The 24,983-nt window shown below is 68.0% G+C and carries 21 protein-coding genes and 2 riboswitches; of the genes, 15 read left to right on the top strand and 6 right to left on the bottom strand.

Annotated features, from left to right (window positions below):
• Positions 1 to 27: 27 nt before the first annotated feature.
• Positions 28 to 699: a response regulator gene (locus tag AB4Y67_RS09865; RefSeq protein ID WP_441405589.1), complete on the bottom strand. Its 672-nt coding sequence runs from the start codon at positions 697 to 699 to the stop codon at positions 28 to 30.
• Positions 692 to 2,446, bottom strand: coding sequence for an ATP-binding protein (locus AB4Y67_RS09860; protein WP_441405588.1), 1,755 nt, complete (start codon positions 2,444 to 2,446; stop codon positions 692 to 694). Before AB4Y67_RS09860 ends, AB4Y67_RS09865 begins: the two co-directional genes overlap by 8 nt.
• Before the next feature lie 159 nt (positions 2,447 to 2,605).
• On the opposite strand from AB4Y67_RS09860, the gene AB4Y67_RS09855 reads away from it, so the two are divergent.
• The 4 genes from AB4Y67_RS09855 to gatB all read left to right on the top strand — a co-directional run bounded on the left by AB4Y67_RS09855 (position 2,606) and on the right by gatB (position 7,663).
• Positions 2,606 to 4,033, top strand: coding sequence for a CitMHS family transporter (locus AB4Y67_RS09855; RefSeq protein ID WP_441405608.1), 1,428 nt, complete (start codon positions 2,606 to 2,608; stop codon positions 4,031 to 4,033).
• Between the two features lie 240 nt (positions 4,034 to 4,273).
• Positions 4,274 to 4,570, top strand: coding sequence for an Asp-tRNA(Asn)/Glu-tRNA(Gln) amidotransferase subunit GatC (gene gatC / locus AB4Y67_RS09850; RefSeq protein ID WP_056432749.1), 297 nt, complete (start codon positions 4,274 to 4,276; stop codon positions 4,568 to 4,570).
• A 4-nt stretch (positions 4,571 to 4,574) separates the two neighbouring features.
• Positions 4,575 to 6,158: an Asp-tRNA(Asn)/Glu-tRNA(Gln) amidotransferase subunit GatA gene (gene gatA / locus AB4Y67_RS09845; RefSeq protein ID WP_441405587.1), complete on the top strand. Its 1,584-nt coding sequence runs from the start codon at positions 4,575 to 4,577 to the stop codon at positions 6,156 to 6,158.
• Positions 6,158 to 7,663, top strand: a complete 1,506-nt coding sequence (gene gatB, locus AB4Y67_RS09840) for an Asp-tRNA(Asn)/Glu-tRNA(Gln) amidotransferase subunit GatB (RefSeq protein WP_441405586.1) — start codon at positions 6,158 to 6,160, stop codon at positions 7,661 to 7,663. Before gatA ends, gatB begins: the two co-directional genes overlap by 1 nt.
• Positions 7,664 to 7,775: 112 nt before the next feature.
• On the opposite strand, the gene AB4Y67_RS09835 is transcribed toward gatB, so the two are convergent.
• The gene (locus tag AB4Y67_RS09835) at positions 7,776 to 8,681 is read right to left on the bottom strand and encodes a LysR family transcriptional regulator (protein ID WP_441405585.1); all 906 of its coding nucleotides are present in this window, start codon (positions 8,679 to 8,681) and stop codon (positions 7,776 to 7,778) included.
• 145 nt (positions 8,682 to 8,826) lie between these two features.
• On the opposite strand from AB4Y67_RS09835, the gene tdh reads away from it, so the two are divergent.
• From tdh to hutI, 4 genes are all read left to right on the top strand, one after another.
• Positions 8,827 to 9,873, top strand: a complete 1,047-nt coding sequence (tdh, locus tag AB4Y67_RS09830) for an L-threonine 3-dehydrogenase (RefSeq protein ID WP_441405584.1) — start codon at positions 8,827 to 8,829, stop codon at positions 9,871 to 9,873.
• A 47-nt stretch (positions 9,874 to 9,920) separates the two neighbouring features.
• Positions 9,921 to 11,132: a glycine C-acetyltransferase gene (locus AB4Y67_RS09825; RefSeq protein ID WP_441405583.1), complete on the top strand. Its 1,212-nt coding sequence runs from the start codon at positions 9,921 to 9,923 to the stop codon at positions 11,130 to 11,132.
• A gap of 266 nt (positions 11,133 to 11,398) precedes the next feature.
• On the top strand, positions 11,399 to 12,523 hold the full coding sequence (locus AB4Y67_RS09820) for an NAD(P)/FAD-dependent oxidoreductase (RefSeq protein ID WP_441405582.1): 1,125 nt from the start codon (positions 11,399 to 11,401) through the stop codon (positions 12,521 to 12,523).
• Between the two features lie 11 nt (positions 12,524 to 12,534).
• Positions 12,535 to 13,743: an imidazolonepropionase gene (gene hutI, locus AB4Y67_RS09815; RefSeq protein ID WP_441405581.1), complete on the top strand. Its 1,209-nt coding sequence runs from the start codon at positions 12,535 to 12,537 to the stop codon at positions 13,741 to 13,743.
• Positions 13,744 to 13,817: 74 nt separating this feature from the next.
• Here hutI and AB4Y67_RS09810 read toward each other — a convergent pair whose 3' ends face one another.
• The gene (locus tag AB4Y67_RS09810) at positions 13,818 to 14,498 is read right to left on the bottom strand and encodes a histidine phosphatase family protein (RefSeq protein ID WP_441405580.1); all 681 of its coding nucleotides are present in this window, start codon (positions 14,496 to 14,498) and stop codon (positions 13,818 to 13,820) included.
• 77 nt (positions 14,499 to 14,575) lie between these two features.
• On the opposite strand from AB4Y67_RS09810, the gene AB4Y67_RS09805 reads away from it, so the two are divergent.
• Entirely contained in the window at positions 14,576 to 15,340 is a 765-nt protein-coding gene (locus AB4Y67_RS09805) for a CPBP family intramembrane glutamic endopeptidase (protein WP_441405579.1), read from the top strand.
• Between the two features lie 207 nt (positions 15,341 to 15,547).
• On the opposite strand, the gene AB4Y67_RS09800 is transcribed toward AB4Y67_RS09805, so the two are convergent.
• Positions 15,548 to 16,186, bottom strand: coding sequence for a VOC family protein (locus AB4Y67_RS09800; RefSeq protein ID WP_441405578.1), 639 nt, complete (start codon positions 16,184 to 16,186; stop codon positions 15,548 to 15,550).
• Between the two features lie 204 nt (positions 16,187 to 16,390).
• A riboswitch (SAM riboswitch) is annotated at positions 16,391 to 16,506 on the top strand.
• 5 nt (positions 16,507 to 16,511) lie between these two features.
• Between AB4Y67_RS09800 and AB4Y67_RS09795 the strand changes: the two genes are divergently transcribed.
• The 4 genes from AB4Y67_RS09795 (at position 16,512) to AB4Y67_RS09780 (ending at position 21,253) form a co-directional block, all read left to right on the top strand.
• Positions 16,512 to 17,885 carry a bifunctional o-acetylhomoserine/o-acetylserine sulfhydrylase gene (locus tag AB4Y67_RS09795; RefSeq protein WP_441405577.1) on the top strand — a complete coding sequence of 458 codons (1,374 nt, stop codon included), beginning with the start codon at positions 16,512 to 16,514 and terminating at the stop codon, positions 17,883 to 17,885.
• 182 nt (positions 17,886 to 18,067) lie between these two features.
• A riboswitch (SAM riboswitch) is annotated at positions 18,068 to 18,183 on the top strand.
• 11 nt (positions 18,184 to 18,194) lie between these two features.
• A complete protein-coding gene (gene metX, locus AB4Y67_RS09790; RefSeq protein WP_441405576.1) occupies positions 18,195 to 19,358 on the top strand; it encodes a homoserine O-acetyltransferase MetX in 1,164 nt (387 codons plus the stop codon).
• Positions 19,359 to 19,373: 15 nt separating this feature from the next.
• Entirely contained in the window at positions 19,374 to 19,709 is a 336-nt protein-coding gene (locus AB4Y67_RS09785; RefSeq protein WP_441405607.1) for a mycothiol transferase, read from the top strand.
• Positions 19,710 to 19,870: 161 nt separating this feature from the next.
• A complete protein-coding gene (locus tag AB4Y67_RS09780) occupies positions 19,871 to 21,253 on the top strand; it encodes an MFS transporter (RefSeq protein ID WP_441405575.1) in 1,383 nt (460 codons plus the stop codon).
• Between the two features lie 127 nt (positions 21,254 to 21,380).
• Here AB4Y67_RS09780 and AB4Y67_RS09775 read toward each other — a convergent pair whose 3' ends face one another.
• A complete protein-coding gene (locus tag AB4Y67_RS09775) occupies positions 21,381 to 22,286 on the bottom strand; it encodes a LysR family transcriptional regulator (RefSeq protein ID WP_441405574.1) in 906 nt (301 codons plus the stop codon).
• Between the two features lie 201 nt (positions 22,287 to 22,487).
• Here AB4Y67_RS09775 and mmsB point away from each other — a divergent pair, with 201 nt between their 5' ends.
• Both mmsB and AB4Y67_RS09765 read left to right on the top strand, forming a co-directional pair.
• Positions 22,488 to 23,390: a 3-hydroxyisobutyrate dehydrogenase gene (mmsB, locus tag AB4Y67_RS09770; RefSeq protein WP_441405573.1), complete on the top strand. Its 903-nt coding sequence runs from the start codon at positions 22,488 to 22,490 to the stop codon at positions 23,388 to 23,390.
• A gap of 29 nt (positions 23,391 to 23,419) precedes the next feature.
• The gene (locus AB4Y67_RS09765) at positions 23,420 to 24,904 is read left to right on the top strand and encodes a CoA-acylating methylmalonate-semialdehyde dehydrogenase (protein WP_441405572.1); all 1,485 of its coding nucleotides are present in this window, start codon (positions 23,420 to 23,422) and stop codon (positions 24,902 to 24,904) included.
• Positions 24,905 to 24,983 lie beyond the last annotated feature (79 nt).

Here is a 24,983-nt window from a genome sequence, read left to right as displayed (position 1 = left end):
GTGACCCTGCGTTGCTTGTACTAGCGGTCAGACGCCGGCGGACGCCGGCAGCCCGTAGCGGTGCTCGGGCCGCCCGGTGGTGCCGTAGCGCAGCTGGATGTCGACGGCGCCGTCGTCGGCCAGCGCTGAGAGGTACCGCTGGGCGGTGGCCCGGGAAACACCCACGCGGGTGGCCACCTCGGCCGCGGAATACTGCTCGCCCGGTTCCAGCGATTCCAGCACCGCGGCCTCGGTGGCGGACCGGGGCTTGGCCGAGGCGATGACATCCCCGGGGATGAGCGCGCGCTTGGCCCGCTCCACCGTCTCCTGGGTGACGTTCCCCGGCTGGGCCAGGATCCGCCGGTAGCGCGCATAGGAGCGCAGCAGCTGGGACAGCGACTCGGCCGTGAACGGCTTCAGCAGGTAGCCCAGCGCGCCGCGCCGGAACGCGAGCCGGAGGGAGGCCGTGTCCGCGGCGGCGCTCAGGATCATCGTGTCCACGTCCAGCTGGTGCAGCAGGTCCAGGCCCGACGCGTCCGGCAGGTAGACATCCAGCAGCACCAGGTCCGGGCGCAGGCTGTGGATGGCCTGGAGCGCCAGCGAGGCCGATCCTGCCGGGGGCAGCGCCAGGAAGCCCGCCACCGAGTCCACATAGGCCGCGTGCAGCTTGGCCACGTGGAAATCGTCATCGACAATCAACACACGGAGGTCCTCAGACATCGTTGTCCCTTTCAGTGGGCTTCGTTTCTCTGGACTCCGACCCATAGGCCGCCGTCGTCCCCGGGAGGGTCGCCATGAACACCGCGCCCGGGCCCCCGGGGGAGCCCGGGTCCAGCACCCGCACGTCCCCTCCGCGGCGGCGCGCCAGCTGGCGTGCCAGCGCCAGTCCCAGGCCGTGGCCGGCTCCCGCCCGGACCGGGCGTTCCGAGGTGGTGAAGCCTTCCTCGAACACCACGTCGGCGTCACTGCCCGCGTCAGCGGCCGGCAGTCCGTCGCCGGAATCCCCGACGACGATATGCAGCGTGCCGCCGTCGGCTCCGGTGCCAGGCCCGTCGAGCACCTCCACCTCGACCCAGCGGTCCGGCGCGGAACCCGCGACGGCGGCGTTCACGGCGTTGTCGATCAGGTTGCCGAGGACCGTGGTGACTTCCTGCGGTTCGGTGACCTGGCCGCGGACCAGGGTTTCCGGGCCCAGCCGCAGCGTCACGCCGCGTTCGTCCGCTTCCACGCCCTTGGCGCCGAGGAAGGCCTGCAGGTACGGGTCCTGGAGCAGCTCGGCCTGGTCCACCGGGAACTTCAGCGGCCCGGTGGCTGCGAGCCGTGCCAGGTAGTCGCGGGCCTGCTGGTGCTGGCCGATGCTCATGAAGCCGGCGATGGTGTGGAGCTGGTTGGCGAACTCGTGCCGCTGGGCACGGAGCGCGGTGGACATGGTCCCCACGGCATCGAGTTGGCGGGTCAGCTGCTGGAGTTCGGTCCGGTCCCGCAGCATCACCACCCAACCGAGGTCCTCGCGGCCGTGCAGGGCCTTGCGGGCGCTCGCCACCAGCACGCGGCCGCCGGCGACGAGTTCCACCGCGTCGCCTTCCGCGGCGTCGGCCCGGGTGAGGGCGAGCAGTTGCGCCGGAACCGGCGCGTCAGCCCATGGTGTTCCGGTGAGGTCGGGTTGGTCCAGCAGCCGTTGCGCGGCGGCGTTGAACACGCTGATCCTGCCGTCAGCGGCGACGCCGACCACGCCGTCGTCGACGCCCTGCAGGACCGCCACCTGGTCGTGGACCAGGGTGCTGATTTCCTCCGGCTCCAGCCCCAGCGTCAGCCGCTGGAGCCGCCGCCGGAGCAGGAAGGAGGCGAACACGCCCACCAGCAGGGCACCGGCAGCGGTCACGACGATCGGAACGACGTCCCGGGCCAGGCTCTGGCCGATGGTTTCGGTGGAGTAGCCCACGCTGACCTCGCCCACCACGGTGTCCGCGCCCGGGGCGAACACCGGGACCTTGGCGCCGGCAGACGGGCCGAGGGTTCCGGTGTTCCGGGTGGTGACTTCCTTGCCGGCCAGGGCCTCGGACGGGTCCGTGCTGACCCGCTCGCCCAGCCGTTCGGCGTCGGGGTGGGCCAGGCGCAGGCCGGTCTCGTCGGTGATAACCACAAAGAGGGCGCCGGTGCGGGTGCGGGCGCCCTCGGCGGCAGACATCAGCGGCCCGCCCAGCAGTTCGGCGGCCGGGGGAGTGCCGGGCAGGGCGCTGATCTGCTGGACTTCAGCCCGTACGTTGGGGTCCGAGGCCACCGTCCGGGCCAGCGTCAGGGCCTGGTTCTCCGCCTCGCGGCCCAGCCGGTCGTAAGTGAGCCAGACGTGGACAGCACTCGTCAGGAGCACCACCAGCGCCACGACCCCCAGCTGGAGCAGCACGGTCTGCGTGGAGAAGCGCAGAGGAGCCCGTCCGGCTAAGCGCTGGCCGGTCAACCGTGCCACGGCGGTCCTCCTTCGGTTGTGAGCAGAATGCGCAAAATGCGTCCAATAAGCAGTATGCCAATCAAATGAGGCAAAGGCCCAGCCGTGACGCGCGCCACTCTAACGTCTGTTGTACGCATCACACCGGGGTGGTGCGATTCAATGAAGAAGGAGCCGGCCGTGCTGGTATTACTAGGATTCGCCATGATCGCGGTATTCATGGTGCTGATCATGACCAAGAAGCTGACGCCAGTGCTGGCGCTCATCATCGTCCCCACAGTCTTCGGACTCTTCGCCGGCGCAGGCCTCGGCATCGGCCCCATGGTCATGGACTCCATGAAGTCGATGACGTCCACGGCGGCCCTGCTGATGTTCGCCATCATCTACTTCGGCCTGATGATCGACGTCGGGCTCTTTGACCCCCTGGTCCGGTTCATCCTGCGCAAACTCGGCAACGACCCCGCCAAGGTGGTCCTCGGCACGGCCATCCTCGCCGCCGCCGTCTCGCTCGACGGCGACGGCTCCACCACCTTCATCCTCACCACCGCGGCCATGCTGCCGGTCTACCTGCGCCTCAAGATGAGCCCCGTGGTCCTCACCTGCGTCGCCGGCCTGGCCAACGGCACCATGAACATCCTGCCCTGGGGCGGCCCCACCGCCCGTGCCGCAACGGCGCTCAAGCTCGACGTCAACGATGTCTTTGTCCCCATGATCCCGTCCCTCATTGCGGGACTTGTCGTAGTGTTCGTCTTCTCCTGGCTTCTGGGCCTGCAGGAACGCAACCGGCTCCGCGCCGTGGCCCCGGAAATCTGGGCCGAAGGCGCTGAGTTCGACGGCGGCACCGGTGGCCGCAGCAAGAGCACCCGTCCCTCCGGCGGAACCCCTGCCGGCAGCGGCTCGGTGGCTGTCCTTGAACGCACCGAAGTGCTCGTCGATGACCGCGATTCCGCCATGGCAGACACCGCACTGGACCCCAACCGCGCCACGCTGCGTCCCAAGCTGTTCTGGTTCAACCTCGGACTGACGGTTGCAGTCATGGTGACGCTCATCGCCAACATCATTCCGCTTCCGTTCGTCTTTATGGTCGGCGCCGCCATCGCCCTGCTGGTCAACTTCCCCAACGTCAAGGACCAGGGCGCCCAGCTGATCGCCCACGCACCGTCGATCGTCGCCGTCGTCAGCATGGTCATGGCGGCCGCCGTCCTCACCGGCGTCCTGAACGGCACGGGCATGGTCAAGGCCATGTCCGAATGGCTCGTCGCGATCATCCCCTCCGACATGGGTCCGTTCATGGCAGTCATCACCGGCGTCCTCAGCATCCCGATGACGTTCTTTATGAGCAACGACGCCTTCTACTTCGGTGTCCTCCCGGTGCTCAGCGAGACCGCCGGCCACTACGGCATCAGCGCAGTGGACATGGCCCGCGCCTCGATCACCGGCCAGCCCTTCCACCTGCAGAGCCCGCTGGTCCCGGCGATCCTGCTCCTGGTGTCCCTCGCCAAGGTGGACCTGGGCGACCACCATAAGAAGGTCCTCTGGCGCACCGCCGTCATCTCCCTGGTCATGCTGGGAGTAGGCGTCCTGACCGGAGCCATCGGCATCGGCTGACCAGCCAACGAGCACCACAAGTACAAACAACGAGACTGTCGGGTTCGGAGATTTTCCGGACCCGACAGTCTCGTTTGGTGAGGGAGGCACATCGGCGGCGGGACGGACATCCTGCCGGCTGCGTCTAAGCGAGGAACGAGCGAGCAGCCAAAGGATCGTCCGGCCTGGCGCCGGACGGTGACAACCGTTCTGGACACGTAGACTGGGACGGAAAATAATCCGAACTTGCAGGGGAGATCCATGGCTGCGATCAACCGCGACGACGTCGCGCATCTCGCGCGTCTCGCGCACATCGAGATGAGTGCTGAAGAGCTGGACCGGATGGCCGGCGAACTCGCCGTCATCGTCGATTCAGTGAAGTCCGTCAGTGAAGCCGCCGGTGATGACGTCCCGGCCACGTCCCACCCGATTCCGCTGACGAATGTGTTCCGCGAGGACGTTGTGGGCCACACTTTCACGGCCGAGCAGGCACTCTCCGGCGCCCCCGATGCGTACGAAGGCCGCTTCAAGGTCCCGGCAATCCTGGATGAGGGCTAAGAACATGACTGAAAACAACGAACTGATCCGCTCCTCCGCCGCAGCGCTCGCCGGCAAGCTCGCCGCCCGCGAGGTCACCGCCGTCGAGGTCACCCAGGCGCATCTGGACCGCATCGCCGCCGTCGACGGTAAGGTCAACGCCTTCCTGCACGTCAACACCGAAGAGGCGCTCGCCGTCGCCGCCGAGGTGGACGCGATCCGCGCCGCCGGCGGCGCCGCTGCCGAGGAGCTGCATGCCCTCGCCGGTGTGCCGATTGCCGTCAAGGACCTGATCGTCACCGTCGGCCAGCCCACCACGGCCGGCTCGAAGATCCTCGAAGGCTGGCACAGCCCCTACGACGCCACCGTGGTCAAGCGCCTCCGCGCCGCGAAGATGCCGATCCTGGGCAAGACCAACCTGGACGAATTCGCGATGGGCTCCTCCACCGAGCACTCCGCCTTCGGCCCCACCCACAACCCCTGGGACCTGGACCGCATCCCGGGCGGCTCCGGCGGCGGTTCCGCTGCCGCCGTCGCGGCCTTCGAAGCGCCGCTGGCCCTCGGCACCGACACCGGCGGCTCGATCCGACAGCCCGGCGCCGTCACCGGCACCGTCGGCGTCAAGCCCACCTACGGCGGCGTCTCCCGCTACGGTGCGATCGCCATGGCATCCTCGCTGGACCAGATCGGCCCGGTCTCCCGCACCGTGCTGGACTCCGCCCTGCTGCACCAGGTCATCGGCGGGCACGATCCCCACGACTCCACGTCGCTGCCGGACCCGCTGGAGGATCTCGTGGCAGCCGCGTCGATCGGCAACGTGCACGGCATGAAGATCGGCATCATCAAGGAACTCCACGGCGAGGGCTACCAGGCCGGCGTCGAGAACCGCTTCAACGAATCCCTCGAGCTGCTCAAGGACGCCGGCGCCGAAATCGTCGAGGTTTCCTGCCCCAACTTCAAGTACGCCCTGGGCGCCTACTACCTGATCATGCCGTCCGAGGCCTCCTCCAACCTGGCCAAGTTCGACGGCGTCCGGTTCGGCCTGCGGGTCCTGCCCGAAGACGGCCCGATGACGATTGAACGCGTCATGGCCGCCACCCGCGCCGCCGGCTTCGGCGACGAGGTCAAGCGCCGCATCATCCTGGGCACCTACGCGCTGAGCGCCGGCTACTACGACGCCTACTACGGCTCGGCCCAGAAGGTGCGCACCCTGATCCAGCGCGACTTCGACGCCGCGTTCGCCAAGGCCGACGTGCTGATCTCCCCGACGGCGCCCACGACGGCGTTCAAGCTCGGCGAGAAGCTTAACGACCCGCTGGCGATGTACCTCAACGACGTCGCCACCATCCCCGCCAACATGGCCGGCGTCCCGGGGCTGTCCCTGCCCGGCGGCCTGGCCGACGAGGACGGGCTGCCGGTCGGCGTCCAGCTGCTGGCCCCGGCCCGCCAGGACGCCCGGCTGTACCGGGTCGGTGCGGTGCTCGAATCCCTGCTCGAGGCGCAGTGGGGCGGCCCCCTGCTCGACAAGGCCCCCTCACTGACGGGCCCATCTCTTACGGGCTCCGCCCTTACTGACGCTGCCGCTTCGAGCCACGGAGGTTCCCACTAATGACTGACGCAACCCTCAGCTTCGAAGAGGCGATGGAGAAGTACGATCCCGTCCTGGGCTTTGAGGTCCACGTGGAGCTCAACACCAAGACCAAGATGTTTTCCTCCGCACCGAACGTGTTCGGCGACGAGCCCAACACGAACGTCAACGAGGTGGACCTCGGCATGCCCGGCGTGCTGCCCGTGGTGAACAAGACCGCGATCGAGTCCTCGATCAAGATCGGCCTGGCGCTCAACTGCAAGATCGCCGAGACCTGCCGCTTCGCCCGGAAGAACTACTTCTACCCGGACACCCCGAAGAACTTCCAGACCTCGCAGTACGACGAGCCCATCGCGTACGACGGTTACCTCGACATCGAGCTCTCCGACGGCACAGTGTTCCGCGTCGAAATCGAACGCGCCCACATGGAGGAGGACGCCGGCAAGCTGACCCACATGGGCGGCGCCGCCGGTCGCATTCAGGGTGCGGACTACTCTCTCGTGGACTACAACCGCTCCGGTGTGCCGCTCGTCGAGATCGTCACCAAGCCGATCGAGGGCGCCGGCAGCCGCGCGCCCGAGCTCGCGAAGGCCTACGTGGCCGCCGTCCGCGAGATCGTCAAGAACCTCGGCGTCTCGGACGCCAAGATGGAACGCGGCAACGTGCGCTGCGACGCCAACGTCTCGCTCCGCCCGCACGGCCGCGAACGCTTCGGCATCCGCTCCGAGACGAAGAACGTCAACTCGCTGCGCGCCGTCGAGCACGCCGTCCACTACGAGATCCGGCGGCACGCCGCCGTGCTGGAATCCGGCGAGCCGGTCATCCAGGAAACCCGCCACTGGCATGAGGACACCCGCTCCACGACGTCGGGCCGGCCCAAGTCCGACGCCGACGACTACCGCTACTTCCCGGAGCCGGACCTGGTGCCGATCACCGCGTCCCGCGAGTGGGTCGAGGAACTCCGCGCCACGCTGCCTGAGCCGCCGGCCGCCCGCCGCAAGCGCCTGCAGGCTGACTGGGGTTACTCCGACCTGGAGTTCCGCGACGTCGTCAACGCCGGCGTCATGGACGAGATCGAGGAAACCATCGCCGCCGGCGCCACCGCCACGGTGGCCCGCAAGTGGTGGATGGGCGAGATCGTCGGACGCGCCAAGAACGCCGACGTCGACCCCGGCCAGCTCGGCGTCGCCCCGGCCACCATCGTGGAGCTGAACAAGATGGTCGAGGACGGCAAGATCAACAACAAGATGGCCACCGAGGTCCTCGACGGTGTCCTCGCCGGCGAAGGTACCCCGGCGGAAATCGTCGAGAAGCGCGGCCTCGCCGTGGTCTCCGACGACGGCCCCCTGCTCGAAGCCATCGACGCGGCCCTCGCCGCGCAGCCCGGCGTCGCGGACAAGATCCGTGCCGGCAAGCTCCAGGCGGTCGGCGCGATCGTCGGCGGCGTCATGAAGGCCACCCGCGGCCAGGCCGACGCCGGCCGCGTCAAGGAACTGATCCTGGAGCGCCTCGGCGTCGAAGGCTAGGTCGACGGCTAACGCCCCGCCCAGCCCAACTGGCGTGCCGAAACTGGCCCGCAGCAGGGCCGTTTTGAACCCTCAAGACGGCCCCTGCTGCGGGCCAGTTTCGGTTAACGGATCAGGTGACCAGTTCCGTCATGATGGTCTGCAGCGCGTCGCAGACCATCATGACCGAGGTGCGTTTGAGGTTCTCTGGACGGGCCAGGACGTCGATCCGGCGCCGGGTGCTGATGCCTTCGAGCGGCCTCAGCACAATGTCCGGGTTCAGGACCGGCCGCGCCGTGTACCGCGGCAGCAGCCCGATCACGCTCCCCGTCGCCACCAGCGCTGCCACCGTGGAGTAGTCGTTGATCCGGTGCACGATGTTCAGTTCCCGGCTGGAGACGGCCGCCACGGCGGAGAGCACGTCCGCGGGGGAGTACCCGGTGCGGCTGGTCACCCAGGGTTCGCCGACGACGTCGTCAGCCGTCACCGCCCGCTGGCCCGCCAGCCGGTGCCCCGCCGGCAGCGCGACGTCCAGCGGCTCGTGCGCAAGCGGGATCACCGCGACGCGTTCCTCCGGCCAGCGCGGGCTGTGGTCCATCCGGTGCGCCAGCACCAGGTCATACCGGGCCGTCAGCGCCGGAAAGTCCTGCTGCGCCACGTCCTCGTCGGAGAGCAGGATCCGCGGCTGCCCGGGACCGGCCAGGAGCCGCGCGAGCGGCGCGAACAAGGCCTGCCCCGCGCTGTGGAAGCCGCTCAGCGTCACCGGCGCCACCGGGGAGCCGTGGTACGCGCCGATCGCCGTCCGGGCGTCCGCCATGGCGGATACGACGGCGGCCCCGGCATCCGCGAGCACCTGGCCGGCCTCCGTCAGGACGAGGTTGCGGCCCTCCTTGCGGGTCAGCGGGACCTCCACCGACTTCTGCAGCGCGGCCAGCTGTTGCGACACCGCCGACGGCGTGACCAGAAGGGTTTCGGCGACGGCCTTGACGCTGCCGAGGGCCCCCAGTTCGCGGAGCATCTCAAGCTGGTGGATTTCCATGCCGCCCAGTCTATGCGCAAGGAAAAGCTAAATCGTCGATTGAGAAAAATACGGTTGTGCTAACGCTTTCCGTCCGGGTCTAATGGGTGAGTTGTCCCACACCATCTGCCTCCACGGCAGAGTGTCCCAGAAGTTAGGAAGGCCCATGAAGGCTCTCTACAAGGCCGGTGCCCACGCAGGATTCGAACTCGTCGACCGCCCGGAGCCTGAAACCGGCGCCGGCGACGTCAAGATCCGCGTCATGACCACCGGCATCTGCGGCACCGACCTGCACATCCAGTCCTGGGACGCCTGGGCCCAGGGCATCATCAACGCCCCGCTGATCGCCGGCCACGAGTTCTACGGCGAGGTGGTCGAGGTCGGCGAGGACGTCCTCGACGTCAAGATCGGGGACCGCGTCTCYGGCGAAGGCCACATCGTCTGCGGCATCTGCCGCAACTGCCGCGCCGGGCGCAAGCAGATGTGCATCAACACCGTCAGCGTCGGGGTCCAGCGCGACGGCGCCTTCGCCGAGTTCGTGGTGATCCCCGAGACCAACGTCTGGGTCCACACCGACGCCTCGGTCACCCCGGAACTCGGTGCCATCTTCGACCCCTTCGGCAACGCCGTGCACACCGCGCTCAGCTTCCCGCTCGTCGGCGAGGACGTGCTGATCACCGGCGCCGGGCCCATCGGGCTGATGGCGATCGCCGTCGCCCGCCACGCCGGCGCCCGCAAGATCGCCATCACCGACGTCTCCGCCCCGCGGCTGGAACTGGCCCGGAAGCTCGGCGTCGACCTCGCCATCGACGTCTCGAAGATGCGCGTCAAGGACGCCCAGCGCGAACTGGGCATGCGCGAGGGCTTTGACATCGGTATGGAAATGTCGGGACACCCCACGGCACTGCCTGAGATGATCGACAACATGAACCACGGCGGCCGGATTGCGATGCTGGGACTGCCCAGCCAGTCCATCGACATCGACTGGGGCAAGGTGGTCACGCACATGCTGACCATGAAGGGCATCTACGGCCGCGAAATGTTCGAGACCTGGTACGCCATGAGCGCCATGCTGTCCTCCAACCCGGTACTGCACGCCAACATCTCCGCGGTCGTGACGGACACCCTTCCCGCCACCGACTGGGAGAAGGGCTTCGAGATTGCCCGCGCCGGTGTCGGCGGCAAGGTGGTCCTCGACTGGACCTGCTTCTAACCGCCACCGTTTCGGCCCACCGACCCACCAGCTGAGGAGCACAACCCATGTATTCAGCCATCAAGGACCAGTTGCAGAACGAACTGGACGGGATCCGCAGCGCCGGCCTGTTCAAGACCGAGCGGCACATTGACTCGCCCCAGGCCAACCACATCAAAGCCGGCCAGATCGGCGAGTCCAGCGCGGACGTGTTGAACTTCTGCGCCAACAACTACCTGGGCCTCGCGGACCACCCGGAGATCATCGCCGCCGCCAAGGCCGCGATGGACGAGCGTGGCTTCGGCATGGCCAGTGTCCGTTTCATCTGCGGCACCCAGGACCTGCACCTGGCGCTCGAGGAACGCGTCTCCAAGTTCCTCGGCACCGAGGACACCATCCTGTTCTCCAGCTGCTTCGACGCCAACGGCGGCGTGTTCGAATCGCTCTTCGGCCCGGAAGATGCCGTCATCTCCGACGCGCTGAACCACGCCTCGATCATTGACGGCATCCGGCTCTGCAAGGCCCAGCGCTTCCGCTACGCCAACCAGGACATGGCGGACCTCGAAGCCAAGCTGATCGAAGCCACCACGCAGGAGAACCCGGCCCGCCGCAAGATCATCGTCACCGACGGCGTGTTCTCGATGGACGGCTTCCTGGCCCCGCTGGAAGCGATCTGCGACCTCGCGGAAAAGTACGACGCCATGGTCATGGTGGACGATTCCCACGCCGTCGGCTTCATGGGCGGCACCGGCGCGGGAACCCCGGAGCACGCCGGCGTCTCCGACCGCGTGGACATCTACACCGGCACCTTCGGGAAGGCCCTTGGCGGCGCATCCGGCGGCTACGTCTCCGGCCGCCGCGAAGTCGTGGCCATGCTCCGGCAGAAGGCGCGCCCTTACCTGTTCTCCAACTCGCTGGCCCCGGCCATCGTCGCGGCCACGCTCAAGGCCCTGGACCTCGTGGAGAACTCCGGCGAGCTGCGGAGCAAGCTCTTCGCTAACGCAGAACTCTTCCGGAACCGCATGTCCGAGGAGGGCTTCGAGCTGCTTCCGGGCGAGCACGCGATCGTCCCGGTGATGTTCGGCGACGCCGTGATGGCCGCCAAGGTGGCGGACGCCATGCTGCACAACGGCGTCTTCGTGACCGCGTTCAGCTACCCGGTGGTCCCCAAGGGCGCGGCGCGGATCCGCGTCCAGCTCTCCGCCGCGCACAGCGCCGACGACGTCGAGACCTGCGTGCAGGCCTTCGTGCGCAGCCGCGCCGCGGTGGCGGCAGCCTAGGACGGATCCCCGAGGCCGGACCCCAGCTATGCACGGGGTCTCGCCTGGGCCGGCCCTGCAGGTTCATCCCGGGTTCCTCCACTTGCTGGTCCGCGGGACATGCCCAGTCCCGGCAGCGAGGACTGGACATAGTGCCACTATGTCCAAGGGTCACGACCCAGGGAGGGCATGTCCCGGACCGGCAGACCGCAACGTGGGACATGTCCAGTGGTGTGAAGCGTGGATATGGCAACGCCGCAACCGTTTCCATCTGCAAGGATGGAACCATGTCAGCCCATTACGATGTCGTGATTGTCGGCGGCGGTATCGCCGGCCTGTCCCTTGCCTCTGCCCTTGCCGGAAAGTGCAGCGTTGCGCTGGTGGAAGCCGAGCAGACACTGGCGTACCACACGTCTGCGCGCTCGGCCCGGCAGCTGATCCCCAGCTACGGGCCTCCGGTGGTCCAGGAGCTCACCCTCCGCACCCTGGAACTGATCGCGGGGCAGGACGCCGGCCGGCCGGAACCGGTGCTCTCACCGCGCAGCTTTATGCTGATCGGCGACGACGCCGCCGTCCAGGAGCAGGCCAGCGGCCACATGCGGCCCATCACCCACGCCGAGGCCCTGGAACTCTGCCCGGCCCTGGCCCCGGATTCCTTCTCCGCCGCCGGCCTGGACACCGGTTCCTTCGCCTGCAACGCCCCCGTGCTGCTGGAGGACCACCGCCGGCGTGCGCAGGAGGGCGGCGTGGACATCATCACCGGCGCCAGGGTCCACTCGGCCCAGCGCCTCGGCTCAGGCTGGGAACTCGGTGCCGGGCAGGAAGGCTTCCAGGCCGCCGTCGTGGTCAACGCCGCCGGTGCCTGGGCCGACGAACTCGCCGTGCTCAGCGGCGTAGAGAAAGTCCAGCTGCAGCCGTACCGGCGCACCGCGGCGATTGTCGACGTCGAGCATCCCCTTCCGCAAAACAGCCCAATGGTGGCCGCCGCCGATGACAGCTTCTATTTCCGGCGAGACGGCGAACAGGTCCTCATCTCGCCGTCGGAGCATGAACCGAGCGGGCCCGAGGATGCGCAGCCGCACCCGGGCGACATCGAGGCGCTGATCGCCCGGCTCAACACCCTCACCACCCTCGGCATCCGCGGCGTCCGCCAGGCCTGGACCGGGCTGCGGACGGAAGCGGCCGACGGTATCCCGGTGGTGGGGTTCGACGCCGAAGCCCCCGGATTCTTCTGGCTCGCCGGCCAGGGTGGCTACGGCTTCCAGACGTCCTCCGGCATCGCCGAACTGGCCGCGGAACTCGTCCTCGCAGGCCAGGGAGCCTCTGCGGTTCCGGGCGGGGCCCAAGCAGCCGGTCCGGCATCCCGGACAGTGGAAGCGCTGGCGGCGACACGCTGGTCCATCCGACGCTGAAGAATGGACTCATGAGCACCCTCATTACCAACATTGCCGAGCTGATGACCCAGGACGCGGACCACCGGGTCCTGAAGAACGCGGCGGTGGTCATCGAGGGCGAACGGATCTCGTGGCTTGGCTCCGCGGCGGACGCGCCGGCCGCCGACGACGCCGTCGACGCCGGGGGCCGGGCCCTGCTGCCGGGCTGGGTCGACTCGCACACCCACCTGATCTTCGCCGGCGACCGGACCGGCGAGTTCGAGGCCCGGATGGCGGGGGAGAGCTACAGCGCCGGCGGAATCGCCGTGACCACCGGCGCCACCCGGAGCACCAGCGACTTCGACCTCACCCGGCTCGCGATGGGCCGGGTCGCGGAAGCCGTCTCGCAGGGCACCACCTACCTCGAAACCAAGACCGGGTACGGCCTGGATGTGGAGAACGAGGCCCGCAGCGCCCGGATCGCCTCCACCGTGGCGGACGAGGTCACCTACCTCGGCGCGCACCTCGTGCCCGCCGGGATGGACGCCGAGGAATACACGGACCTGGTCTGCGGCCCCATGCTCTCGGCCGTCCGGCCGTTCGTGCACTGGGCCGACGTCTTCTGCGAGCGGGGCGCCTTCGATGAGGACCAGTCCCGGCGCGTGCTCCAGGCCTGCCGCGACGCCGGGCTGGGCCTGCGCGTGCACGGCAACCAGCTCGGCGAAGGCCCCGGCGTGCGGCTCGCCGTGGAATTCGGTGCCGCGAGCGTGGACCACGTGAACTACCTGTCCGTCGCCGACGTCGACGCCCTCGCCGCCAGCTGGTCCGGCTGGGACGCCGCGTCCGGTGACGGGCGCGGCACCGTGGCGACGTGCCTGCCGGCATGTGACCTGTCCACCCGCCAGCCGCTGGCGCCGGGCCGGGAACTGCTCGACGCCGGCGTGCAGCTTGCCCTGGCCTCCAACTGCAACCCGGGTACCTCCTACACCAGCTCGATGGCCTTCTGCGTCACCACCGCCGTGCTCCAGATGCGCCTGAGCGTCCACGAGGCGGTGCGCGCCGCGACCTACGGCGGCGCGCTGGCGCTCGGCCGGGAGTCAGGGAACGACGCCGACGGGGAACGCGCCGTCGGCTCGATCGCCGTCGGACACCGCGCGGACCTGCACCTGCTCAACGCGCCCTCGGCCACGCACCTGGCCTACCGGCCCGGCATTCCGCTGACCCACGCCGTCTGGCGCGCGGGGGTCCGCGCCCGCTGACCCACCCAACTGACTCGCAGCAGGGGCTGTTTTGGACGCTCAAAACAGCCCCTGCTGCGAGTCAGTTTCGTTAGTTAGAAATACATCGGCGGGGCGTCGAGCACCGTTTCGTCGACGCGGCGCTCCACCCACTGGCTGAAGGGTTTGTCCAGCTCATACTTGCCCAGCTCGGTCCGCAGGAGGCTCCGGACCTCGGCATTGTCCGGGTTGTTGAGGGACTCGAAGTACTCCACGGACCAGTGGAACCAGCGCATGCAGAACAGCCGCATGGTGAGCCCGTGGGTGACGAACAGCGCGTTGGGGGCGTAGTCCGGCCTGGACCAGTGGCGGTACAGGGTTTCCATAAATGAGGAGACCCGGTCGTAGACGTCCGAGCCGGATTCGCCCTCCCGGAAGCGGTAGAAGAAGTGGCCGTAGGCGTTGCGGAGCTCCTTCTGGTCCTCGATCTCGCCGGCGATCTGGAAATTCGCCCAGTCCTGCTCCCGCAGCCGCGGCTCCTCGATGACCCGCTCGATCAGCGGACCGAGGTTGAGGGCCTCCAGGGTCTGGTAGGCCCGAAGGTAAGGGGAGACATACACGCAGGCCTGCTGGCCGTCCAGCAGCCGCCGGACCTGTTCACCGGCTGCCCGGGCCTGTTCCACACCGAGTTCGGTCAGCGGAATCCGGTAATCGGGCACCCGGTTGTAGATGGAAGTGTCGGCGTTGGCGGCGGACTGGCCATGCCGGATCAGAATGATTTTCCCGGGCGCACTCATAAACCCCAAGCATAGGGCCCGGCAGCGTCGCGGCCCCGATTCAGGCAACTACCGGCAACTGCAGGCAAGATGTAACCATGTTGGTTCCCTCCCGCCGCCGGCTGCGGCTTGAAATGTGGATTGTCCTGGGCTTGTCCCTGGGACAGTCGGCCGTGTATTCGGTGGTGCAGCTGCTGGACAAGATGACCAGGGCGCCGCTCGCCGAGGGGACCTCCACGCTGAACCGCTCGCAAAGCAGCCGCGAGTACTTCGACCTCACCTACCAGCTGCTGGACATCATCTTCGCCCTGGTCCCCGTGGTCCTCGTGATCTATTTCCTGACGGAAAACCGGCCGTCCGGCCACGGCATCACGGCCTTCCAGAGACTGGGCCTCAACTTCAACCGGCCCGGCAGGGACCTGCTGCAGGGCTTCGGCCTGGCGGCGCTGATCGGCATCCCGTCGCTGGGCCTCTACGCCGCCGGCCGCGCGCTCGGCATCACGACGGCGATCATTCCCAGCGCGCTGGACGCCTACTGGTGGACGGTGCCGGTGCTGGTCCTCTCCGCGATCCGGCACGGGATCGTGGAGGAAGTGATCGTGGTGGGCTACCTGCTGGACCGGCTCGGGAAGCTCGGCTGGTCCGTGCCTGCGGCCATCTTCGCCAGCGCCATGCTGCGGGGCAGCTACCACCTGTACCAGGGGTTCGGCCCGTTCATCGGCAATGCCATCATGGGCGTCATCTTCGCCGTGGTCTACACCAAAACCCGCCGGCTGATGCCGCTCGTGATCGCCCACGCCGTCCTGGACATCGTGGCATTCGTCGGCTTCAGCCTCTTTGGCAAGGCCATCGGCCTGGGCTGAGTGCGCACCAACACAAAGCAACGCGGAGTCACTTCGAGCCCATCCGGAGGCACTGGACGGGCGCGAAGTGACCCCGCGTCGCCTTTCAGAGCCGGCCGGGCCGCCGGTGCGCCGTTTCTGTATTGGCGTTAAAGTATTTCGGCCGTCATCGGTGGGTGACGTCATTGGCACCCGCTGATGGCGGCCGAAGTGTGGGGCGGTGAAACGTCAGATCGTGACGGCTCCGGAGGCCGTCTCGAACGTGACGGACAGGATGCCGGGGGTTCCGCGGGGAGCGATCCAGTTCACGGCCACGTCTTCCAGCGGCTTTTCCACCGGAACACCCAGCCATTCGGTGACGCGCTCGGCGGAGCCGGCAATCGTGAGGGCGGACATCTTGACCTGGCTCTCGTAGGCCTTCGACGGGTGGAGTTCCGGGTCGCCTTCCCACCTGAGCATGTACGGGACCTGGGGATCGGCGATGAGCCCGAGGATGCCGATCTGCTTCCAGACCAGTTCGCGGCCGTCCGGGAACTTGCGGTTGCCGTTGACGGCGGCGCGGCCGAGCCGCTCCTCGAACGGGGCCAGGTCGTCAACCTCGACGCACCAGCCCATCCAGCCGCCGCCTGCTTCGGAGCGGGCACGGACGGCCTGGCCGAAGGGGGCCTTGTCGGAGGCCGGGTGGTTCAGGACCTCCACGACCTCCAGGTACTTGTGTCCCGCGAGCGGGATGATCATGTTGCGGGTCCCGAATCGGGGGTGTACTCCGCCCTTCACGGCTTCGACGCCGAGGGCAGACGCAATTCGTTCGGTGGTGGCAGCGAGGCCATCTTGTTCACAGGCGTAAGAGACGTGATCCATGCGCATGACCTCATCTTGGCACTTTGTGATGCGGCTCTCAGCTTAGGCTCGCCTAACCGAGATGGGATGTCATTTTCGGGGTGCCCCCGAAGTGCTCTTTTCCGCGTCATTGCGCGGAACCAGGGGGCCCGGCCGGGCCAGCCGGCCGCCCGGCTTCATCTTCGTCACAAAGCTATCCAGAGCCCGGAACCCGTTCCTAGACTGGGGTCAGGTCATGAGTGCCAGCGCACAGCCCCGGCTTGCTGGCCGGCAACCCTCGTATCGCGGTGGGGTGCCCCGGGTGAAGACCTGGCCGTCCGGCGCCCGCCGGAAGGCAAGCGCGGCGCCAGAGTTGACCCGGGCCAAGGAGCTCCGGGCAGTCTGTGCCCAGTCCCCAAAGGAGTCTCCGATGTCCAACGCCTGGTCCTTCGAAACCCGCCAGATCCACGCCGGCCAGGAGCCGGACAGCGCCACCGGTGCCCGGTCGCTTCCGATCTACCAGACGACGTCGTTCGTCTTCCCCAGCGCTGAAAGCGCCGCCAACCGGTTCGCCCTCGCCGAACTGGCTCCCATCTACACCCGGATCGGCAACCCCACCCAGGACGCCGTGGAACAGCGCGTGGCCAGCCTGGAAGGCGGGCTCGCGGCGCTCTTGCTGAGCTCCGGGCAGGCCGCGGAGACTTTCGCGATCCTGAACATCGCCGAGGCCGGAGACCATGTGGTGGCCAGCCCCAGCCTCTACGGCGGCACCTACAACCTCCTGGCGCACACCCTGAAGAAGTTCGGTATCTTCGTAACGTTTGTGGAGGACCCGGACAACCTGGCCCAGTGGCGCGACGCCGTGCAGCCCAACACCAAGCTGTTCTTCGGCGAAGTGGTCTCCAACCCGCGCCAGGACGTCCTGGACATCGAGGGCATCTCGCAGGTGGCCCATGAGGCCGGGGTGCCGCTGATCGTGGACAACACCCTTTCCACGCCGTACCTCATCCGGCCGATCGAATGGGGCGCGGACATCGTGGTCCACTCCGCCACCAAGTACCTCGGCGGCCACGGCGCCGCGATCGCCGGCGTGATCGTGGACTCCGGCAACTTCGACTTCGGCGCGGATCCGGAGCGGTACCCGGGATTCAACACCCCTGACCCCACCTACAACGGCCTGGTCTACGCCCGGGACCTCGGCAAGGACGGCGCCCTCGGCGCCAACCTCTCCTACATCCTCAAGGCACGCGTCCAGCTGCTGCGCGACCTCGGCTCGGCGGTATCCCCGTTCAACGCCTTCCTCATCGCCCAGGGCATCGAGACCCTGAGCCTGCGCGTGGAGCGGCACGTCGCCAACGCCACCGCTGTCGCCGAATGGCTCGAGGCCAGGGACGACGTCGAATCGGTCGCCTATGCCGGGCTGCCGTCGAGCCCCTGGTACGAGCGCGGCCGCAAGTACGGGCCCAGGGGGACCGGCGCCGTCGTGGCCTTCAACATCGCCGGGGGAGCGGAGGCCGGCAAGCGGTTCGTCGACGCCCTGGAGCTGCACTCGCACGTCGCGAACATCGGTGACGTGCGCTCGCTGGTCATCCACCCGGCGTCGACCACGCACAGCCAGCTCTCCCCGGAGCAGCAGGCCGTTGCCGGCGTCAACCCCGGTCTGGTGCGCCTGTCCGTGGGCCTGGAGCACATCGACGACATCCTCGCGGACCTCGAAGCCGGCTTCCGGGCGGCCAAGGACGCCTAAGCGAGGTCAACGCCGAGTTTCCCCACCTTTGCGGGCATGAGGCCGGGAGTCGCCGACACTCCGGGGCGACCCGCCGCCCACGGCCTTCAAAAGTGGGGAAACTGCGGTGCTGACGCATGTGGCTGTCACACGGGCGTCACAATCTTCGCCACAACGCCGCCGCATTTCGTAAGCTCAGTGCAGGTCATGAGTGCCAGCGACAGCCCCGGCTTGCTGGCCGGCAACCCTCCTTTCGCGGCGGGGTGCCCCGGGTGAAGACCTGGCCTGCCGGTCAGCTGACGGTGGGCAAGCGCGAAGTTAGGTCCTCACATGACGATTGCCGTCACCCGCCAGGGTGCACCCGTAAACACGACCGCCCACGTCCAGGCCCCGGTTCCGGGTGATGCAGCCCTGGATGGAACGGTCCGGTACCTCCGGATTGGCGACCTGGACCTCGAATCCGGCGCCCGGCTGCCGGATGTCACCCTTGGCTATGAGACCTGGGGAACCCTCAATCCGGACGGCTCCAATGCGGTGCTGATCGAACACGCCCTGACGGGGGACACCCACGTCACGCGGGGTGCCGGCGAGGAACCGGGGTGGTGGGAGCAGCTTGCCGGACCCGGCGCCCCCGTGGACACGGACAAGTACTTCGTCGTCTCTATCAACATCCTTGGCGGCTGCTACGGCTCGACGGGACCCTCGACGCCGGCGCCGGACGGCCGGCCCTGGGGGTCCCGCTTCCCGCTGGTCACCCTGCGGGACACGACGGCGGCCGAAGCCAGGCTGGCGGACGCCCTGGGCATCCGCAGCTGGTACGCCGTGCTGGGCGGTTCACTGGGCGGGGCGCGGGCACTCGAGTGGGCCGTCAGCTACCCGGACCGGGTCCGGCGCTGCGGCGTGTTTTCGGTGGGCGCCAGCAGCACCGCCGAACAGATTGCCTTCGCCCAGGCCCAGACCCTGGCCATCAGGCAGGACCCCAACTTCAACGGCGGGGACTACTACGGCGGTCAGCAGCCGGAAGCAGGCCTGGCACTGGCCCGGCGGATCGCCCACATCACCTACCGCTCGGCCGCGGAGCTGGATGGACGGTTCGGCCGGAATGCCCAGGAACAAGAGGCCCCGCTGGAAGCAGGCTCGCTGGCCGGCCGCGGCCGCTACCAGGTGGAGAGCTACCTCGACCACCAGGGCAACAAGCTGGTCCGCCGCTTCGATGCGAACAGCTACATCGCCATCACCGAAGCGCTCATGAGCCATGACATCAGCCGCGGCCGCGGCGCCCTCACGGAGGCCCTGGCCCCGGCCACGGCGGAATTCCTGGTGGCAGCCGTCGACTCGGACCGGCTGTACTTCCCGGCCCAGTCCCGGGCGCTCGCCGCCGCCCTGCCGGGGGACGTGGCCGTCCACACCATCGAGGCGCCGATCGGACACGACGGTTTCCTGACCGAGATCGGCCAGCTCAGCACCCAGCTTCGGCAGAACTTCTTCGGCTAGGCGTACTTCGGCACTCTGCCGGACGGGCCGCGCCGGTCCGGCAGAACGACGTCGGGCCCGGACTGGCGCCGGAGGAAGGACCGGCAACCGCCCTGGGAATTTGCCTCGGCCGCCGGGAACTCCGCCGGCGAGCTCCGCACCCGCTGGCAGGACGCCGCTGTGCGCTCGCGCACCCTCGTGGGCGAGGCCCTCGCCGACGGCGGGACGGACTCGCTGGCACGCCGTGCATGGCCCGACGGCGGGGCGCCCAGCCTGCGGTGGATCCTTTGCCACATGATCGAGGAGTACGCCCGGCACAACGGCCACGCCGATTTGCTGCGCGAATCCGTGGACGGAAGCACCGGAGAATGAGGCCAGTTGTGCATTTTTGCAGATGCGCTCTGCACTAATGGCCGTTGAGGACCGGGGCTTGAGCGTCCATACTCGTTGAGAATGATGCCCGTGTCACAAATCACAGGTATCCATTGCCCAGAGGTCCATAGGGTGTCGACGGAGACGCCAAAGGAGTCGAAATGAGTACGCAAAACGCTGCCGCCAGGCGGCCGGAAGAGGAAGACGTCAAATCGTCCGGCCTCAAGAAAGTTGTAACGGCCTCCATGGCCGGCACCGTAGTCGAATGGTATGAGTTCTTCCTCTACGCCTCCGCGGCGACCCTCGTCTTCGGCAAGATCTTCTTCCCGAACTCCGGCACGGAACTTGACGGCATCATCGCCGCCTTCCTGACCTACGCCGTCGGCTTCGTTGCCCGCCCCATCGGCGGCATCGTCTTCGGCCACTTCGGCGACAAGTTCGGCCGCAAGCAGCTGCTCCAGCTCAGCATCATCCTGGTGGGCGTCTCCACCTTCCTGATGGGCTGCCTGCCCACCTTCCAGCAGATCGGCTACTGGGCTCCGGCACTCCTCGTCTTCCTGCGCTTCGCCCAGGGCTTCGCTGTTGGCGGTGAATGGGGCGGTGCAGTCCTGCTCGTTGCCGAGCACAGCCCCAGCAAGTCCCGCGGCTTCTGGTCCTCCTGGCCGCAGTCCGCCGTTCCGCTGGGCAACCTGCTCGCCACCGGTGTGCTGTTCGCGCTGTCCGCCACGCTGTCTTCCGCTGACTTCCTCAGCTGGGGCTGGCGCGTGGCCTTCTGGCTCTCCGCCGTGATCGTGCTGGTCGGCTACTACATCCGGACCAAGGTCACTGACGCCCCCATCTTCCTGGAGGCCCAGAAGGAAGTCGCGGAAGAGAAGAAGGGCTACGGCGTCGGCGAAGTGTTCCGCCGCTACCCCCGCGGCGTTTTCACCGCCATGGGCCTGCGCTTCGCGGAGAACATCCTCTACTACCTCGTGGTCACGTTCTCCATCACCTACCTGAAGGTCATCGTCCAGACGGACACCTCCCGGATCCTGCTCCTGCTGCTCGTGGCGCACGCAATCCACTTCGCCGTGATCCCCATGGTCGGCAAGCTCTCCGACAGCCTCGGCCGCAAGAAGGTCTACATGGCGGGCGCCATTCTGGGCGGCACCTGGGGCTTCTTCGCCTTCCCGATGATGGACACCAAGAACGACCTCATCATCCTCGCGGCGATCACCATCGGCCTGCTGTTCCACTCGCTCATGTACGCCGGCCAGCCGGCCATCATGGCCGAAATGTTCCCGACCCGGATGCGCTACTCCGGCGTTTCGCTGGGCTACCAGGTCACCTCGATCGTGGCCGGCTCAATGGCGCCGATCATCGCCGTCGCCCTGCTCAGCCAGTTCAAGTCCTCGACGCCGGTGGCCATCTACCTGCTCGGCGCCTGCGTGGTCACGATGGTGGCCGTGTTCTTCCTCAAGGAAACCCGCGGTATCTCCCTGCACGACGTCGACGCCGCGGATGCCCAGGGCACCGCGGACCTGCTCGCCGCTGCCAAGAAGTAGGCAAGCAGAACCGACAGCAACAACGAAGCAACGGAAACAGCCCGGGCCCCGCACTGCGGGACCCGGGCTGTTGCCGTTTGCGCCGTCCGGCTGAGCCTGCCAGGCCGGTTCAGCCGGCCAAGACTTCTCAGCCTGCCAGGACATCCTGACGTGCGGAAATCTCGGTCCGGATCGCCTCCAGCACGGCCTGTACTGGCGCCGAACGCAGGGACTCCGCCCGTGCCACCGCCCAAATGGGGAGCTGACGCTGGAAGTCGTCCGGCAGCACAGGCAGGAACGTGGGGTCTCCCACCACCAGGAAGTTGGGCAGCAGGCCGATCCCGGCACCACGCCGGACGGCCTCCAGCTGGGCAAAGATGCTGGTGGCCTGGAAGCTGGACCGCGGGACGGGCAGCTGGGTGGAACGGTGGCCCAGTTCTGCGACCTGCAGCGCCGACTCCACGTACGAGACAAAGCCGTGCTGCCGGACGTCGTCGAGTGTCACCGGAAGCCCGTGGTCCCGGGCGTACTCCGGGCTCGCATAGAGCCGGAGGAAATAGTTGGACAGGAAGATGGTTTGCGCATTGCTGACATCCAGGTTGCCCACCACCACCTCGAGGTCCACGCCGGACCGGTTCTGGCTGACCTTGCGGGTGGCGCTGAGCATTTCGACGTTGAGCAGCGGGTGTTCCCGCTGCAGCCGCACCAGGGCCGGCGCAACGAACCCGGCGCCGAAACCGTCCGGCGTGCTGATGCGGACCAGGCCCGAGAGGACGTCTTCGGACTGCGCGATCCGGTTGGTGAGCGCCCCGAGCGTTCCCTCGATCGCCTCGGCGGCGGCCACCGCCTCATTGCCGAGGTCGGTCAGTTCCCAGCCGTGCGGGCTCCGCTCCAGCGTGCGCCCGCCGAGCTGCTTGTCCAGGGCCAGGATCCGGCGGGAGATGGTGGTGTGGGTGGTACCGAGCGTTTCCGCCACCGCATTGAACCTGCCCAGCCGGGCAACGGTCAGCAGGATCAGCAGATCGTCGGGACTCGGAAGCCGCCTTAAGTCCACCAGAACTCCTTCGGATCAAGGTATGTGCATCCATGCACATGCCGTCTGTAGTTTTTCCCCTTGATTGCACTGTAACAGGGTGTGATGCTGGACACGGAACTTCCGGTGAACGTCCGGAACGCGCGCACGGCGCGTATCAGCAGCACCGGAAAGACCTGCGGCAACGACGCGCAGGAACACGCAAGCAAAGGAGCTTATGCCATGGCAGTAATCGCTTGGATCGGACTGGGGAACATGGGCGGGTCCATGTCGGTAAATCTCGCCAAGGCCGGCCACGACGTCCGCGGCTTCGACCTGAACGCCGAGGCCGTGGCCGCCGCAGAGGCGGGCGGCGTCAAGCCCGCCGGGAGCATCGCCGACGCCGTCGACGGCGCCGACGTCGTCTTCACCATGCTTCCCAAGGGCGAGCACGCCCGCGCCGTCTACCTCGGCGAAGACGGCGTCCTGGCCCACGCGGACACCCGCACGCTGCTGGTGGATTCCTCCACGATCGACATCGCCTCCGCCCAGGCCCTGCACGACGCCGCCGCTGCCGCCGGCTTCCGCTTCGTCGACGCACCGGTGTCCGGCGGCATGAGTGGGGCGAAGGCCGCCACCCTGACCTTCATGATCGGCGGCGAGGCCGGGGCCGTGGCCGAGGCCACCGAGTACATCAGGCCGATGGCCGCCAACATCATCCCGACCGGCGGGGCCACCACCGGCCAGGCCGCCAAGATCTGCAACAACCTCATGCTTTTCATCAACCTGGCCTCCACGGCCGAAGGCGCTGTCCTGGCCGACCGGCTCGGGCTGGACAAGCAGGTCTTCTGGGACATCGCGTCCGTCTCCTCCGGCGACAGTTGGGCGCTCCGCACGTGGTACCCGGTGGCCGGCGTGGTCCCCACCGCGGCCTCCAACAACGACTTCGCCCCGACCTTCACCACCGAGCTGGCCAACAAGGACATCGGACTCGCCATCAGCGCGGCCCGGGACACCGGCACCCCGCTGGAAATCGGCGAGCACGTCCAGCAGCTGTTCCAGCGCCTCATCGACGCCGGCCAGTCCGGCACCGACTGCTCCGCAATCGTCAAGCTGGTCGACGGCTCCCTCGACGCCGCCAACTAGCCTCCACATTTTTTAGAAAGAGAACCACCATGGAACGCATTCCGCACTTCATCAACGGCGCCCTGATTTCCGACGCCGAGCGCTACGGCCCGGTCTTCAACCCGGCCACGGGCGAGCAGGAGAAAGAGGTCGCCCTGGCCTCCGCCGCCCGCGTCGAGGAGGCCATCGCGGCCGCCCGCGCCGCACTGCCCGGCTGGCGCGCCACCAGCCTCGCCAAGCGCACCACCATCTTCTTCAAGGTCCGCGAACTGCTCATGCAGCGCCGGCCGGAACTGGCCGCCCTCCTGACCAGCGAACACGGCAAGGTCCTCTCCGACGCCGAGGGCGAGATCACCCGCGGCCTGGAGAACATCGAATTCGCCACCGGGCTGTCCCACGCGCTCAAGGGCGAGCGCTCCGAGCAGGTGGCCGGCGGCGTCGACGTCCACTCCGTGCGCCAGCCGGTCGGCGTCGTCGCCTGCATCACCCCGTTCAACTTCCCGGCCATGGTGCCGCTGTGGATGATCGGCAGCGCCCTGGCCTGCGGCAACACCGTGCTCCTCAAGCCCAGCGAGAAGGACCCGTCCTCCGCCAACTTCATCGCGCAGGTCTTTGCCGAGGCCGGCCTGCCCGCCGGTGTGCTCAACGTCGTGCACGGCGACAAGGAAGCCGTCGACGTCCTGCTCGAACACCCGGACGTCAAGGCCATCAGCTTCGTCGGCTCGACGCCGATCGCCCAGTCCATCTACAAGCGCGCCGCCGACCACGGCAAGCGTGTCCAGGCCCTGGGCGGCGCCAAGAACCACATGGTGGTCCTGCCCGACGCGGACCTGAACATGGCCGCCGACGCCGCCGTCTCGGCCGCCTACGGTTCCGCCGGCGAACGCTGCATGGCGGTCAGTGTGCTGGTCGCCGTTGGGAACATCGCCGATGAGCTCGTCGATGCGATCACCACCCGGATGGCCACGCTCAAGATCGGCCCCGGCACGGACCCGGCATCACAGATGGGCCCGCTCATCACCGCCGAGCACCGCGACAAGGTCGCCTCCTACGTCGCCGGCGCGGCCGAGGAAGGCGCCACCGTGGTGGTGGACGGCCGGGAACAGCAGTTCGACTCCAACGGCTTCTTCATCGGCGTCAGCCTGGTTGACCACGTCAAGCCCGGCATGAAGGTCTACGACGACGAGATCTTCGGCCCGGTCCTGTCCGTGGTCCGCGTCGAGAGCTACGCCGACGCCGTCCAGCTCGTCAACGACAACGAGTTCGGCAACGGCACGGCGATCTTTACCCGCGACGGCGGCGCCGCCCGGCAGTTTGAGTTCGACGTCGAGGCCGGCATGGTGGGCGTCAATGTGCCGATCCCGGTTCCGGTGGGCACCTTCTCCTTCGGCGGCTGGAAAAGCTCGCTCTTCGGCGACACCCACATGTACGGCCCGGAGAGCATCCGCTTCTACACCCGCGGCAAGGTAGTGACCACCCGCTGGCCGGATCCGTCCACCTCGGTCATCGACCTCGGCTTCCCGCAGGTCGACTAGCCCCCCACGCCAAAGCAACGCGGGGTCACTCCGAGCCCATCCACGACTGGATTTTGGGCCGTAAGTGACTCCGCGTTGC

Source organism: Arthrobacter sp. YAF17 (assembly GCF_052113365.1).
Taxonomy (GTDB): Bacteria; Actinomycetota; Actinomycetes; order Actinomycetales; family Micrococcaceae; genus Arthrobacter.
This window is presented reverse-complemented; position numbering and strand designations above follow the sequence as displayed.

Excerpts from the sequence above, each read along its gene's own strand:
- AB4Y67_RS09865 (WP_441405589.1), bottom strand. The coding sequence starts at position 699 with ATGTCTGAGGACCTCCGTGTGTTGATTGTCGATGACGATTTCCACGTG.
- gatC (WP_056432749.1), top strand. The coding sequence starts at position 4,274 with ATGGCTGCGATCAACCGCGACGACGTCGCGCATCTCGCGCGTCTCGCG.
- gatA (WP_441405587.1), top strand. The coding sequence starts at position 4,575 with ATGACTGAAAACAACGAACTGATCCGCTCCTCCGCCGCAGCGCTCGCC.
- gatB (WP_441405586.1), top strand. The coding sequence starts at position 6,158 with ATGACTGACGCAACCCTCAGCTTCGAAGAGGCGATGGAGAAGTACGAT.
- AB4Y67_RS09835 (WP_441405585.1), bottom strand. The coding sequence starts at position 8,681 with ATGGAAATCCACCAGCTTGAGATGCTCCGCGAACTGGGGGCCCTCGGC.
- AB4Y67_RS09825 (WP_441405583.1), top strand. The coding sequence starts at position 9,921 with ATGTATTCAGCCATCAAGGACCAGTTGCAGAACGAACTGGACGGGATC.
- AB4Y67_RS09820 (WP_441405582.1), top strand. The coding sequence starts at position 11,399 with ATGTCAGCCCATTACGATGTCGTGATTGTCGGCGGCGGTATCGCCGGC.
- hutI (WP_441405581.1), top strand. The coding sequence starts at position 12,535 with ATGAGCACCCTCATTACCAACATTGCCGAGCTGATGACCCAGGACGCG.
- AB4Y67_RS09810 (WP_441405580.1), bottom strand. The coding sequence starts at position 14,498 with ATGAGTGCGCCCGGGAAAATCATTCTGATCCGGCATGGCCAGTCCGCC.
- AB4Y67_RS09805 (WP_441405579.1), top strand. The coding sequence starts at position 14,576 with ATGTTGGTTCCCTCCCGCCGCCGGCTGCGGCTTGAAATGTGGATTGTC.
- AB4Y67_RS09800 (WP_441405578.1), bottom strand. The coding sequence starts at position 16,186 with ATGCGCATGGATCACGTCTCTTACGCCTGTGAACAAGATGGCCTCGCT.
- metX (WP_441405576.1), top strand. The coding sequence starts at position 18,195 with ATGACGATTGCCGTCACCCGCCAGGGTGCACCCGTAAACACGACCGCC.
- AB4Y67_RS09780 (WP_441405575.1), top strand. The coding sequence starts at position 19,871 with ATGAGTACGCAAAACGCTGCCGCCAGGCGGCCGGAAGAGGAAGACGTC.
- mmsB (WP_441405573.1), top strand. The coding sequence starts at position 22,488 with ATGGCAGTAATCGCTTGGATCGGACTGGGGAACATGGGCGGGTCCATG.
- AB4Y67_RS09765 (WP_441405572.1), top strand. The coding sequence starts at position 23,420 with ATGGAACGCATTCCGCACTTCATCAACGGCGCCCTGATTTCCGACGCC.